Source organism: Micromonospora sp. NPDC057141 (assembly GCF_042670805.1).
GTDB lineage: Bacteria > Actinomycetota > Actinomycetes > Mycobacteriales > Micromonosporaceae > Micromonospora.
Genome location: NZ_JBHUVA010000125.1, coordinates 1 through 11,597 on the forward strand (window position 1 = coordinate 1; position 11,597 = coordinate 11,597).

10 protein-coding genes are annotated in these 11,597 nt (G+C 75.7%); 7 read left to right on the top strand and 3 right to left on the bottom strand.

Going from position 1 to position 11,597, the window contains the following annotated elements; translation table 11 throughout:
• Positions 1 to 41: 41 nt before the first annotated feature.
• On the bottom strand, positions 42 to 287 hold the full coding sequence (locus tag ACFT41_RS31055; protein ID WP_377590494.1) for a hypothetical protein: 246 nt from the start codon (positions 285 to 287) through the stop codon (positions 42 to 44).
• 124 nt (positions 288 to 411) lie between these two features.
• Positions 412 to 726, bottom strand: coding sequence for a DMT family transporter (locus ACFT41_RS31060; protein ID WP_377590496.1), 315 nt, complete (start codon positions 724 to 726; stop codon positions 412 to 414).
• Positions 727 to 776: 50 nt separating this feature from the next.
• On the opposite strand from ACFT41_RS31060, the gene rimO reads away from it, so the two are divergent.
• The 6 genes from rimO (at position 777) to ACFT41_RS31090 (ending at position 6,204) form a co-directional block, all read left to right on the top strand.
• Positions 777 to 2,276, top strand: coding sequence for a 30S ribosomal protein S12 methylthiotransferase RimO (gene rimO, locus ACFT41_RS31065; protein WP_377590498.1), 1,500 nt, complete (start codon positions 777 to 779; stop codon positions 2,274 to 2,276).
• Between the two features lie 74 nt (positions 2,277 to 2,350).
• Entirely contained in the window at positions 2,351 to 2,953 is a 603-nt protein-coding gene (gene pgsA, locus ACFT41_RS31070; protein ID WP_377614083.1) for a CDP-diacylglycerol--glycerol-3-phosphate 3-phosphatidyltransferase, read from the top strand.
• Positions 2,954 to 2,983: 30 nt separating this feature from the next.
• Positions 2,984 to 3,559 (top strand): CinA family protein, encoded by a 576-nt coding sequence (locus ACFT41_RS31075; protein WP_377589968.1) that lies wholly within the window; start codon positions 2,984 to 2,986, stop codon positions 3,557 to 3,559.
• A gap of 156 nt (positions 3,560 to 3,715) precedes the next feature.
• Positions 3,716 to 4,177 (top strand): helix-turn-helix domain-containing protein, encoded by a 462-nt coding sequence (locus tag ACFT41_RS31080; protein WP_377589969.1) that lies wholly within the window; start codon positions 3,716 to 3,718, stop codon positions 4,175 to 4,177.
• Positions 4,178 to 4,420: 243 nt separating this feature from the next.
• Complete coding sequence (locus ACFT41_RS31085) at positions 4,421 to 5,299, top strand: PspA/IM30 family protein (RefSeq protein WP_377589970.1); 879 nt, start codon at positions 4,421 to 4,423, stop codon at positions 5,297 to 5,299.
• A gap of 71 nt (positions 5,300 to 5,370) precedes the next feature.
• Complete coding sequence (locus ACFT41_RS31090) at positions 5,371 to 6,204, top strand: hypothetical protein (protein WP_377589971.1); 834 nt, start codon at positions 5,371 to 5,373, stop codon at positions 6,202 to 6,204.
• 1 nt (position 6,205) lies between these two features.
• Here the strand turns inward: ACFT41_RS31090 and ACFT41_RS31095 are convergent, their stop codons facing one another.
• Positions 6,206 to 9,856 carry a multicopper oxidase domain-containing protein gene (locus ACFT41_RS31095; protein WP_377589972.1) on the bottom strand — a complete coding sequence of 1,217 codons (3,651 nt, stop codon included), beginning with the start codon at positions 9,854 to 9,856 and terminating at the stop codon, positions 6,206 to 6,208.
• Positions 9,857 to 10,265: 409 nt separating this feature from the next.
• On the opposite strand from ACFT41_RS31095, the gene ACFT41_RS31100 reads away from it, so the two are divergent.
• Positions 10,266 to 11,564, top strand: a complete 1,299-nt coding sequence (locus tag ACFT41_RS31100) for a hypothetical protein (RefSeq protein ID WP_377589973.1) — start codon at positions 10,266 to 10,268, stop codon at positions 11,562 to 11,564.
• Positions 11,565 to 11,597: the final 33 nt, after the last annotated feature.

The window sequence follows — 11,597 nt, forward strand, 5'->3', positions numbered from 1 at the left end:
ATCAGGTACGGCGCGAGGGCCAGCTGCTCCGAGCCGGCGGCTCAGGCGTTCAGGATCACCGCGTTGATGATCATGCCGAGCACGGCGCCGGCCACGCTGGCGGCGGCGGCGTACCAGCCGAGCGGCTTGTCGCCCAGCACCGCGCCGACGACGCCGAGGATCACGCCGAGCAGGCCGAAGATCAGCGGCGAGACGAAGACCGCGAGGGCGGCGAAGACGAACGCGACGATCGTGCAGATCCGGGCGGCGTTGGTGCGGGGGCGGGTGGTGGCGTGCGTGTCGGCCATGACGTCCTCCGTGGTGAGCCTCGTTCTTCCGTCGACCGGATCACTACCCACCGGGGCCGGAAACTACGCACCCGGGCCGATCCGGCGCGGCGCGCACGTGCCGCCGGTCAGTGGAAGACGCCGGTCAGTGGAAGACCTTGAGGCCGACCACCCCGGTGACGACCAGCAGCAGGCAGACGATCCGGGGCAGGCTCGCCGACTCGTGCAGCGCCAGCATGCCGACCAGCGCCGTGCCGACCGCGCCGATGCCCACCCAGACCGCGTAACCGGTGCCGACCGGGATCTCGCGCAGCGCGTACGCCAGGCCGGCCATGCTCAGCACCAGGGAAACCGCGAACACGGCCGACGGCAGGGGACGGGTGAGGCCGGCGCTGCGGTCGAGGGCGACCGCCCACACCGTCTCCAGCAGCCCGGACACCACCAGCACGATCCAGGCCATCCGACGCCACCTCCGCGCAGCGACCGTAGCACCGCCCCCGGTACCCTCGGATGGTGTCTGCCACCTCCCCCTCCCCGCAATCCGCCGGCCGCCGGGTCGCACTGCTGACCCTGGGCTGCGCCCGTAACGAGGTCGACTCGGAGGAGCTGGCCGCTCGGCTGCACGCCGACGGTTGGCAGGTCACCACAGACGGCGAGGGGGCCGACGTGGTGGTCGTCAACACCTGCGGCTTCGTGGAGAAGGCCAAGCAGGACTCGATCCAGACGCTGCTCGCCGCCGCCGACACCGGCGCGAAGGTGGTCGCCGCCGGCTGCATGGCCGAGCGGTACGGCCGGGAGCTCGCCGAGAGCCTGCCCGAGGCGCAGGCGGTGCTGAGCTTCGACGACTACCCCGACATCGCCGCCCGGCTCGACGCCGTCGTCGCCGGCGAGGCGCTCGACGCGCACACCCCGCGCGACCGCCGGGAACTGCTCCCGCTGACCCCGGTCGCCCGGCGTGACAGCGCCGTGTCGCTGCCCGGCCACGGCACTGCCCGGGCCGCCGTGGCCACCGACGAGCACACCCCGGCCCACCTGCGGCAGGTGCTGCGGCGTCGGCTCGACACCGGCCCGGTCGCGTCGCTCAAGCTGGCCAGCGGTTGCGACCGCCGCTGCGCGTTCTGCGCCATCCCCGCCTTCCGCGGCGCGTTCGTCTCGCGTACGCCGGACGAGCTGCTCGCCGAGGCGGAGTGGCTGGCCAAGACGGGCGTGCGGGAGCTGGTGCTGGTCAGCGAGAACTCGACGTCGTACGGCAAGGACCTGGGCGACCCCCGGGCGCTGGAGAAGCTGCTGCCGCAGCTCGCCGCGATCGACGGGATCGTCCGGGTCCGGGCGAGCTACCTCCAGCCCGCCGAGACCCGCCCCGGCCTGGTCGAGGCGATCGCCACCACACCCGGCGTCGCGCCGTACTTCGACCTGTCGTTCCAGCACTCCAGCGAGCCGGTGCTGCGCCGGATGCGCCGCTTCGGCTCCACCGACCGGTTCCTGGAGCTGCTGTCCGCCGTCCGCGCACTGGCCCCGCAGGCCGGCGCGCGGAGCAACTTCATCGTCGGTTTCCCCGGCGAGACCCGGGGCGACGTCGAGGAGCTGGTCCGGTTCCTCACCGCGGCCCGGCTCGACGCGATCGGCATGTTCGACTACAGCGACGAGGACGGCACCGAGGCCGCCGGCCTGCCCGGCAAGGTCTCCGCCGCGACGATCAAGCGCCGGTACGACCGGCTCGGCGCCCTCGCCGACGAGTTGTGCTCGCAGCGGGCCGAGGAGCGGCTCGGCTCCACTGTCGAGGTGCTGGTCGACTCGGTCGACGACGGCATCGTGGAGGGCCGGGCGGCGCACCAGGCCCCCGAGGTGGACGGCTCCACCACCCTGGTCGCCCCGGCCGACGGCGGCGTGGACCTGGCGGCGTTGCGCCCCGGCGACCTCGTGCGCGCGACGGTGACCGCCACCGAAGGGGTGGATCTGGTCGCCGTGCCGGATGAGATGATCTCGGCGGCGCCCGGCGTGGCACGGTGACGGCGGGCCCTGGGAACGCGGGGGAGCCACGTGGTGCGGTGCCAGGAACGCCCCGGCCCGAGCGGGGCGTGCCGGTGACGCCGGCGGCGGAGTCGACGCCGGCGCCGGTGGTCGCCCGGGTGCCGGTGCTCAACGCGGCCAACGCGCTGACCCTGCTTCGGCTGGTGCTGGTGCCGGTCTTCGCGGTCTCGGTGGTCGCCTCCGGGACGACCCACGCCGGCTGGCGGATCGTGGCCTGCCTGATCTTCGCCGTCGCGTCGGTCACCGACCTGGTGGACGGCTGGATCGCCCGCCGGTTCGGCCTGGTCACCTCGGTCGGCAAGGTGGCCGACCCGATCGCCGACAAGGCGCTCACCGGTGCCGCCCTGCTGCTGCTGTCCTGGTACGCCCTGCTGCCCTGGTGGGTGACCGCGGTGATCCTGGTCCGGGAGTTGGGCATCACGGCGCTACGGTTCTGGGTGATCCGGCACGGCGTCATCGCGGCCAGCCGGGGCGGCAAGATCAAGACTGCGCTCCAGATCCTGGCCATCACCTGGTACCTGTGGCCCATGCCGGCCGGGCTCGCCGCCGTCGGCCCGTGGCTGATGGCCGCCGCGGTCGGCGTCACGGTGGTCACCGGCTTCGACTACGTGGCCCAGGCGCTGCGCCTGCGCCGCCCTTCGCGCGAGGATGCGTAGACCGGCCGGCGCGGGGAAAAGGACGTTTCCATGGGAACTGACGCGAACGGGCACCGGCCGGTGGGCAGCCCGGCGGCCGGGGTGGTGCACCGCCTCGCCGACCGGCACGAGACGCTGGCCACCGTCGAGTCGCTCACCGGCGGCCTGCTCGCCGCCTCGGTGGTGGAGATCGCCGGGGTCAGCGTCGTCTACCGGGGCGGCCTGGTCGTCTATGCCACCGAGCTGAAGTCGGCGCTGGCGGGCGTACCGGAGGAGCTGCTGGCCGAGCGCGGCCCGGTGGACCCGGACGTGGCCCGAGCCCTGGCCGAGGGCGGCCGGCGGCGCTGTGGCGCCGACTGGGGGCTGGCGACCACCGGCGTGGCCGGGCCGCAGCCGCAGGATGGCAAACCGGTCGGGCTGGTCTACGTCGCGGCCGCCGGGCCGGCCGGCACCGAGGTCCGTCAGCTCGACCTCGACGGGGGCCGCGACCACATCCGGTCCGCCGCCGTGATCGAGGCGCTGCGGCTGCTCGCCGAGCGGATCGACGCGGCCGACCCGGGCCCCGGGCCGGGTGTGCCGGGGGCCGGCGACGGCGACGTCGCGCCCGCCGGGACGGCCTGCCGCTGACCCCCCTCGGCCAGATGGACGGGCGGGGTGGGATGTCACCGGGGCCCGCAGCGGGTACGGTTGCGGGAAGGCTCCGACGCGTGGCGTCGACGCCGGGGCGGTCCGCCGCGCCGACGCGGCGCCAGTGAAGAGGGTGAGACCCGTCAGGGAGGTGCGATGGTCCTGCTACGCCGGGTGATCGGTGACGCACTGCGGGCGCGCCGGCAGGGGCAGCACCGCACCCTGCGCGAGGTCTCCTCCGCGGCCAACGTCAGCCTGGGCTACCTGTCCGAGATCGAGCGCGGCCAGAAGGAGCCCTCCAGCGAGCTGCTGGCCGCCATCTGCGACGCTCTCGGCGCCCGCCTGTCCGAGCTGCTGCGTGAGGTCAGCGACACGGTGGCGCTCGCCGAGCAGCTCCCCGGGGTGCTGGTGCCGGTGCAGGACGAGCCGGCCCAGCCGGTCGAGTCGTCCCCGGTGGCCCGCGCCTCGGTGCGCAAGTCGACCGGCCGGGGGGTCCGGCAGGTCACCTCCGGCGGCCCGGTGGCCGTGGCGGTGCACCAGGATTCGCCGCTGAAGGCGACCCTGCGCACCCGGGTGCGCCCCGCCGAGCGCGACCGCGACGTCGTCTGCGCCGCCTGATCCCGCCCGCCCGCCCCCGACCGCACTGCCCCCCGACGCCGGGAACCGCGCCGCTCACAGACGAGGACGTGGTCGGGGTTTCCCGCGCCGCGTACTGTTGATCAGACGGCGGCGTGCCGCCGGTGACGTACGGATGCCGGGCTGGCGCCCGGCTGGGACGATGGGGGTCACCGCCGCACGAACGCCGGCCGGACGCCCGGCCCGGCCGGGGCGGCGCGACTCTACTGAGGGGATACCGCGGAGATGGCGAACCCGTTCGTCAAGGGCTGGAAATACCTGATGGCGCTCTTCGGTGCCCGGATCGACGAGCACGCCGACCCCAAGGTGCAGATCCAGCAGGCGATCGAGGAGGCGCAGCGCCAGCACCAGGCGCTGGTGCAGCAGGCGGCGGCGGTGATCGGCAACCAGCGGCAGCTGGAGATGAAGCTGTCCCGCCAGATGACCGAGGTCGAGCGGCTCCAGGGCAACGCCCGGCAGGCCCTTGTTCTCGCCGACCAGGCCCGGGCCCGGGGCGACGAGGCGGAGGCCGGCAAGTACGAGCAGACCGCCCAGGTGCTCGCCACCCAGCTCGTCTCCGCCGAGCAGGCCACCGAGGACCTGAAGACCCTGCACGACCAGGCGCTCGGCGCCGCCGCGCAGGCCCGCCGGGCGGTGGAGAACAACTCGATGATCCTCCAGCAGAAGCTGGCCGAGCGCACCAAGCTGCTCAGCCAGCTCGAACAGGCCAAGATGCAGGAGAGCGTGGCCCAGTCGCTGGAGTCGATGTCGTCGCTCACCGCCTCCGGCAGCACCCCGTCGCTGGATGCGGTCCGGGACCGCATCGAGCAGCGCTACGCCACCGCGATGGGCCGCGCCGAGCTGGCCGGCAACTCCGTCGAGGGACGGATGCTGGAGATCCAGAAGGCGTCCCTGGACTCGGCCGGCTCGTCCCGGCTGGAGCAGATCCGGGCCAGCATGGCCGGCGAGCAGCTCGCCGGCCGGCAGGACCGCCCGGCCGTGGGGCAGCAGCAGGGGCAGGCCGCAGCCCCGGCCGTCGACCCGGCCGCCGCAGCCCGGCTCGACCAGCTCCGGGCCAGCATGGGCCAGGAGCGCGGCACCGGGGACACCAGCGCCGCCGGCTGAGCGGCGCACCAGCCACCGCCGGCCGGGCGGCCCGACACCGCCCGACCCGACGTCGGAACGAGGAGGCACGGGTGGCAGACGAGCGAGCGCGATACTTCCGCCAGCTGCGCAGGCTGCGGCGGTCCGCCCGCCGGTGGAGCGTGCTGGGCGGCGGGCTGACCGGGGCGGCGGCCGTGCTGATCCCGTACGCCGGGCTGGGTCTGCCCGACGCGGCCTGGGCCGGTGCCGCCGGCAGCGCGGTGGCCCTCGCCGCCTGGCGGTGGATCGACCTGCGTGCCCTCGCGGCGCGCCCCGCGCCTCCGGCCCTCGACCCGGCCGAGGCCGCCGCCCGGTCCCGGGCCCGGCTCGTCGCCGCCGTCGAGCGGCTCCCCGCCGGGCAGGGGGTGCTGGCGGAGGTGCGCCGCGCCCGGTCCCGGCTGGCCCTGCGCGGCACCAGCGTGGCGCAGCCGTGGGCCCGGCTGGACCGGGCCGCGCTCACCCTCGGCGGGATGGCCGGCCGGCTGACCGGGCTGGCCGAGCCGGCGGTGTCCGAGGCCGCCGCCGCCGACCGGTCGCTGCGCGAGCTGGCCGGGCGGGTGGCCAGCGTCGAGCGGGCCCTGCGGCTCGCCCCCGCCGACGCCCGCGCCCCACTCGCCGACGCCCACCGCGAGCTGTCCGCCCAGCTGGAGAGCGGGGTGGCGGCGTACGAGCGGCTGGTGGTGGCCGCCGCAGGCTACCTGGCGGAGGACGCCCGCTCCGACGCCGGTCACCTCGGCGGCCGGGCCGCCGGGGAGCAGGCCGCCGCGTCCCGGCTCGCCGAGGCGACGGACCTGCTGCACGGGGTGGCGTCGGCGCTGGCCGAGCTGCGCACCGTCGGCGAGCCCCTGCGCACCGTCGGCGACCCGCTGCGCACCCCCACCCACTGATTCAGTCGGGGGTGGTCACGGCGACCGCCGGGGTGAACGGCGAGCTGCCGACGACGTTGCCGGCCCGCACCCGGTAGTGGTAGGTCACGCCCCGGGCCAGGCCGGTGTTGACGAACCCCCGCCCGTGCACGGTGAACGCGGCCACCTCCCGCTCGAACGCCGGGTCGACCGCCCGTTGCACCAGGAACCCGGCCCCCGGCCCGACCTGCTGGCCCGCCGCCCAGGTCAGTGTCACCGTCGCGGTGTCCGGCCCGGGGGCGCTCGCGACGGCGGCCAGCCCGGTCGGCGGGGCCGGCCGTGGCGGGCTGGTGACGGCGGCGACCGTCGACCACGGCGACGCGACCCCCAGGTACGTGGTGCGCACCCGGTAGTAGTACGTGGTCTCCGGGGCCACGACGGCGTCCACGTGCTGCTCCTGCACCCCGACCGCCGTGGTGGCCGGGCCGCTGGTGAACGTCGGGTTGGTGGCCCGCTGCACGTCGACACCGGTGGCGAAGGAACGGTTCGCCCAGCGCAGCGCCACCCGCAGCGGGGCGGCCGGCGGGATCGCCGCGGCCAGCCCGGCGGGCGCGGCGAGGCGCACCGACGCCGGTACGCCGTTGGACCAGGCGGAGCAGCTCACCTCGTTCTCCGCCCGGAGCCGGTAGTGGTAGGTGACCCCGGGGGTGACGGTCGCGTCGGTGTACCGGGTCGCGGCGGCGGCCACGGTGATCGCGGTGACCCCCTCGGTGAACGCGGTGTCGGTGGCCCGCTGGAGCAGGTGGCTGCTGGCCGGGGGCCGGCCGCCGTTGCCGGTCCAGGTCAGCGCGATCGCCGGCAGGACGGTCGCCGAGCCGGGCACTGGCGTGGCGGTCAGCCCGGTCGGGGCCAGCGGGGCGACCCGCAGCACCAGCGGGCGGCTCATGCCCTGGTCGCGGTGGCCGGCGAGCTGGCTGTGCCAGCGATACTCCCACCCCATGTTGACCAGCTGGTTGACCACCGTCGCCGGCCGCCCGTCGACGGGGCTGACCGCCGTGGAGCCGATCCGGGCACCGGCCGGGCGGGTCGGGTCGAGCAGTCGTACGCTGTCGCCGATCTTGAACGGCAGGGCGGGGGCGACCGGCCGCAGCGCGACGATCACGTCCTCGCGGGGGTTGACCCGCACCGTCTCCTTCCAGCCCAGCTCGTTGGGCTCGGGCGGGCGGATCGCGCCGTCCCAGCCGACCCGGTTGACCAGCTGCACGTCGCAGCCGCCCACGTGCACCGGGTGGGTCTGCGGGGTGTTGCCGACGATCCGCCAGAGCTGGCTGCCGTCGGCGGGCGCGCCGACCGGCACCGTCGGGTCGGCGATCACCAGCGTCTCGGTGGCCGGGTCGACCGGCCCGAGCGGCAGGGTGGCCGGACCAAGCGGCCCGGCGTGCGGGTGGGCCACGCCGAGCCGGCCGGCCATCCGTCCGTACGCCGGCTCGAATACGTGCTGCACCGCCTTCACCGTCAGCGGCAGAGTCACCGGCGCGGGCGACCCGGCCGGGGTGAAGCTGACCGCGATGGCGTGCCCCGTGACGACCGTCTCCCGGGCCGTCCGGGTGCCGAACGCGGGGTCGTACGCCGGCTGGGGCACGATCGGCGGGCGCTGGCTGGCCGCGTACGCGCCGGGCAGCCGCTCGGCCAGCCGGTCGACGTCGTACGGCTCGGCCGGCTCGCCGGCCACCCGGAACTGGAGCAGGGTGCGGGTGTTCGGCCCGTACCCGGGCATCGTGCCTTGGACGCCGCCGACGGCGGTGCGGTCCGGGGCGCCCGTGTGGTGGTCGTTGCGGGGGTCGAGGCGGGGCAGCGGGGCCGGGCAGTCGTTGTAGAGGATCAGGGTGGACCCGGGCGGGACGGCCGAGAAGTCGACGACCACGTCGGCCCGCTCCCCGGGGGCGAGCAGCAGGGTGTGCCCGTCGACGTTGAGCACGGTCGGGTCCTGCCGGTCGTACCGGTAGCCGACCGGCTGGTTCGGCAGCACCGCCGGGGCCGGGAGCAGGCCGCACTCGTTGCCGACCTGGATCAGCACCGGCCCGGCGGCGGCCGGGTCGGGCACCCCGCCGTCGCGCCCGTCGACCGGCCAGTGCGGCGGGCGGCCGGGCGCGTGGGCGGCCTCCACCATCGGCACCTCGCCCGCGTCGGCGTCGAGCAGCCCGCCGTCCGCGCCCCACATCGGGCCGTCGGAGCGGGCCCGGTAGAGCTGGAGGTTGAGGGCGCGGTCCGCGCAGGCGTTGAGGATCCGGAACCGGTACGCCTTCGGCGCGACCGTCAGGTACGGGTACGCGACGCCGTTGACCAGCGGCGTGTCCCCGTACGCCTCGGGCACCGCCGACGGGTGCGGCACGCCCGGGGCCAGCGGCGGTTCGTCGGGGTCGGCGACGGGATCGTGGTGCGGGTTCGGCACCGGCCCGGCCGTGGGCTCCTCGGGCGCGGGGCGCGCCCACGGGCCGTAGTCCCAGCGGCCGGTCGGGTTCGTCCCCGACGACCGGGACGGGTGCTGCCGGGGCTGGTAGACGTGCGGATGCCAGAGGCTGCCCCGGGCCCCCCAGCGGTCCCGGTCCCACGTCGGGTCCTGGCCGGCGAGCTGCGTGTCGTCCGGCACGAACGTGCGGTCGGTGATCACCAGCGGGAGCTGCTCGGCGGGGAGCACCCCGTCGGCGACGAGGCCCTCCTCGGCCTCGTCGGTGAGCAGGTAGACGGCGAGTTGCCCCGAGCAGACGGTGAGCCGGGACAGGCCGAGGGTGTTGTCGTGCAGCCACATCAGCCGGCCGCTCTGCTCGTTCGGGTAGTAGAGCGTGGTCGCCCCCGGGCCGGGCGGCGGCATGTCCGGCACGTGGGTCAACCCCACCCCCGTCGGGTACGGGGTGATCTCCCCGGCCGGCGTCACCCACTGCCACGGGTTGCCGGCGCTGATCCAGCCGGTCTGCCCGCCGTACAGGTGCGGCACCGCCCGGTTCTGCGGGTAGGGCGCCGGCCCGTCCAGCGGGCCCGCCCCGGCCCCGTCGAGCGTCGCGTCGACGGGCAGGAACAGCTCGCCGGCCCGGCCGGTGGGCAGCTGGTTGATGAACTTGATCCGCACGGGCCGGCCGCGCCGGGCCACGATCACCGGCCCGCACAGGTACGGCCGGTCGGGCGGGGCCACCGTGTTGTGCCCGTTGCCGTCGGTGCCGAGGTTGAGCTGCCGGTAGCCGCGCAGCCGGGTGGCGGGCAGGTCGCGGTGCAGGCGCTGCGCGTACTCCTGGAGGCCGATCTCGTAGTAGTCGCAGCCCGGCCAGGTGATGGTGTCCGGCACCGCGACCGGCAGCCACCCGCCCAGCTCGGTGCGGCCGGCCTCGCCGGGGCGGGGCAGCGCGTCGACGAACTTGCGCAGGCCCGTGCCGGGGACGACCCCGCCGCGCCCGTCCGGCTCCGGCTCCGACTCCGGCACCGGCAGCGGGCTGGCGGCGAAGTTGGGCACCGGCCCGAAGCAGCGCGGGACGGCGGCCGGGTCGAGGCTGGCCGGGGCGGGACCGGTCGCGTCGGCGTCGACCTGGTCGGCGTCGGTCGCCTCGGCGGCCCGGGCCGCCGGCACGGTCGGTCCCGGCTCCGCGCCGGTACGTGCGGGCCGGTCGACGAAGTTGGAGCGCAGCTTGCGGAACAGCACCATGGCTCTCCCCGGATCGTGGTGCGGCGACCGCCACCCCCTCGGGACGGCCGCGCGCACCCGTTGACGGTCGGTGAGCACGCAACCGCAGCATGCGACGTCGGAGGGTCGGTGCGGAACTGCCCAATCGTCCCTATCTGCGGACGTCCCGGACGCTGGGACGGGGTGTCGGTGCAGGTCGGGGCGCAGAAGTGGGCGGCTCGGGCCCTGTCCTGGTCGGTGCGGCGGCGAGCCGGCGGACCGCCTCGGCGTCGGTCCGGCGGACCGCCTCGGCTGGGTCCCGGTCCGCGCCGCCTTCGGACGTGCCGCCGTTGCCCCTCCCCTGAGCAGAATTCGCATGTATCGCTATTTGTGCTGCTATTCCCATTAATGTCTGCTTGCTGCACTATCAAGGAGTTCTGAGGAGAAATGCATGGAGCATGCCCGAAATGCTGTCCGTCCGACCGTCCTCACCGGTGCCCTCGCCGCCCTGACCGTCGTCCTTGTGTCTCCCGTCGCCCCCGCGCCTCCCGTCGCCCCCGCGCCGGCACCGGTGGCCCGGACCGTGGCCGCATCCTCGGCTTCCACCCCGGGCGACCCGGTCGGTTCGGGGGCGCAGCGGTGGACCCCCGACCTCTCGGCCGTCGACGCCGACGACGTGAACGTCCGCTTCACCGGCGGCCGGCTCCGGCTCGCCGACCGGGCACCACGGGCCGTCACCTCGGCGGCACTCGACCGGCATCCCGCGCTCGCCGAGGGCACGTACCTCAGCCGGGCGCACGACCTGGACAGTCCCGCCACCCGGGTCCGCGCCGAGATCCTCGCGGAGACCGACCCGGGCGGCGCGGTCGAGGTCCAGGTGCGCGGCCGGGGGACCGCCGGCTGGACCGAGTGGCGGCCGGCAGTCCCGGCCGCCGTCTTCGACCGGCCGGTCACCCGGGTCCAGGCCCGGGTGCAGCTCACCGCCCGCACCCCCGCCGCCACCCCGGCGGTACGCGGCATCCGGCTCGCCGCCGACCGGCTCGCCGTCGCCGCCGCCACACCGGGGCTCGCCTACCGGGTCTTCGCCACCCGGATCGGCCTGGTCGGCGAGACCACCGCCAACGGGCACGTCGTCCAGCCCCGGGACCACTTCGCGGCGTTGCCCTCGCGGCGCTCCCTCGCCCCGCCGAACACCGGCGACTACACCGTCCGGGTCTGCACCACCAGCGGCAGCCGGTGCGAGTACGCGCCGGTCTGGGACGTGGGACCGTGGAACACCCGGGACGACTACTGGAACCTGAGCGCCGTCCGCGAGAACTGGAAGGACCTGCCGCAGGGGCTGCCCGAGGCACAGGCGGCGTACCAGTACGGCTACAACGGCGGGCGGGACCAGTTCGGCCGTACCGTGCTCAACCCGGCCGGCGTCGACCTCGCCGACGGCACCTTCTGGGACGGCCTCCAGCTCACCACCAACGCCTGGGTCGACGTGGCCTACCTGTGGACCGGCGCCGGGGTACGCGCCGTCGTCGGCGACGGGCCGCTCAACGTCCGTTCCGGCCCCGGCACGGGGTACGCCGTCCGCGGCCTCGCCGCCCGGTACGCCAACGTGCCCGTCCAGTGCCACGTCACGGGCCAGACCGTCAGCGGCACCTTCCGCACCACGAACCGGTGGCAGCGTCTCGCCGCCGGGCAGTACATCAGCTACGCGTACGTCTCCGCCGTGTACGGCGGAAGCGTGCCGGCCTGCTGACCGGGGCGCGGCACCGGGCCGGTCGATCCGGGC

Excerpts from the sequence above, each read along its gene's own strand:
- ACFT41_RS31060 (WP_377590496.1), bottom strand. The coding sequence starts at position 726 with ATGGCCTGGATCGTGCTGGTGGTGTCCGGGCTGCTGGAGACGGTGTGG.
- ACFT41_RS31055 (WP_377590494.1), bottom strand. The coding sequence starts at position 287 with ATGGCCGACACGCACGCCACCACCCGCCCCCGCACCAACGCCGCCCGG.
- ACFT41_RS31100 (WP_377589973.1), top strand. The coding sequence starts at position 10,266 with ATGGAGCATGCCCGAAATGCTGTCCGTCCGACCGTCCTCACCGGTGCC.
- rimO (WP_377590498.1), top strand. The coding sequence starts at position 777 with ATGGTGTCTGCCACCTCCCCCTCCCCGCAATCCGCCGGCCGCCGGGTC.
- ACFT41_RS31095 (WP_377589972.1), bottom strand. The coding sequence starts at position 9,856 with ATGGTGCTGTTCCGCAAGCTGCGCTCCAACTTCGTCGACCGGCCCGCA.
- ACFT41_RS31085 (WP_377589970.1), top strand. The coding sequence starts at position 4,421 with ATGGCGAACCCGTTCGTCAAGGGCTGGAAATACCTGATGGCGCTCTTC.
- ACFT41_RS31075 (WP_377589968.1), top strand. The coding sequence starts at position 2,984 with ATGGGAACTGACGCGAACGGGCACCGGCCGGTGGGCAGCCCGGCGGCC.
- ACFT41_RS31080 (WP_377589969.1), top strand. The coding sequence starts at position 3,716 with ATGGTCCTGCTACGCCGGGTGATCGGTGACGCACTGCGGGCGCGCCGG.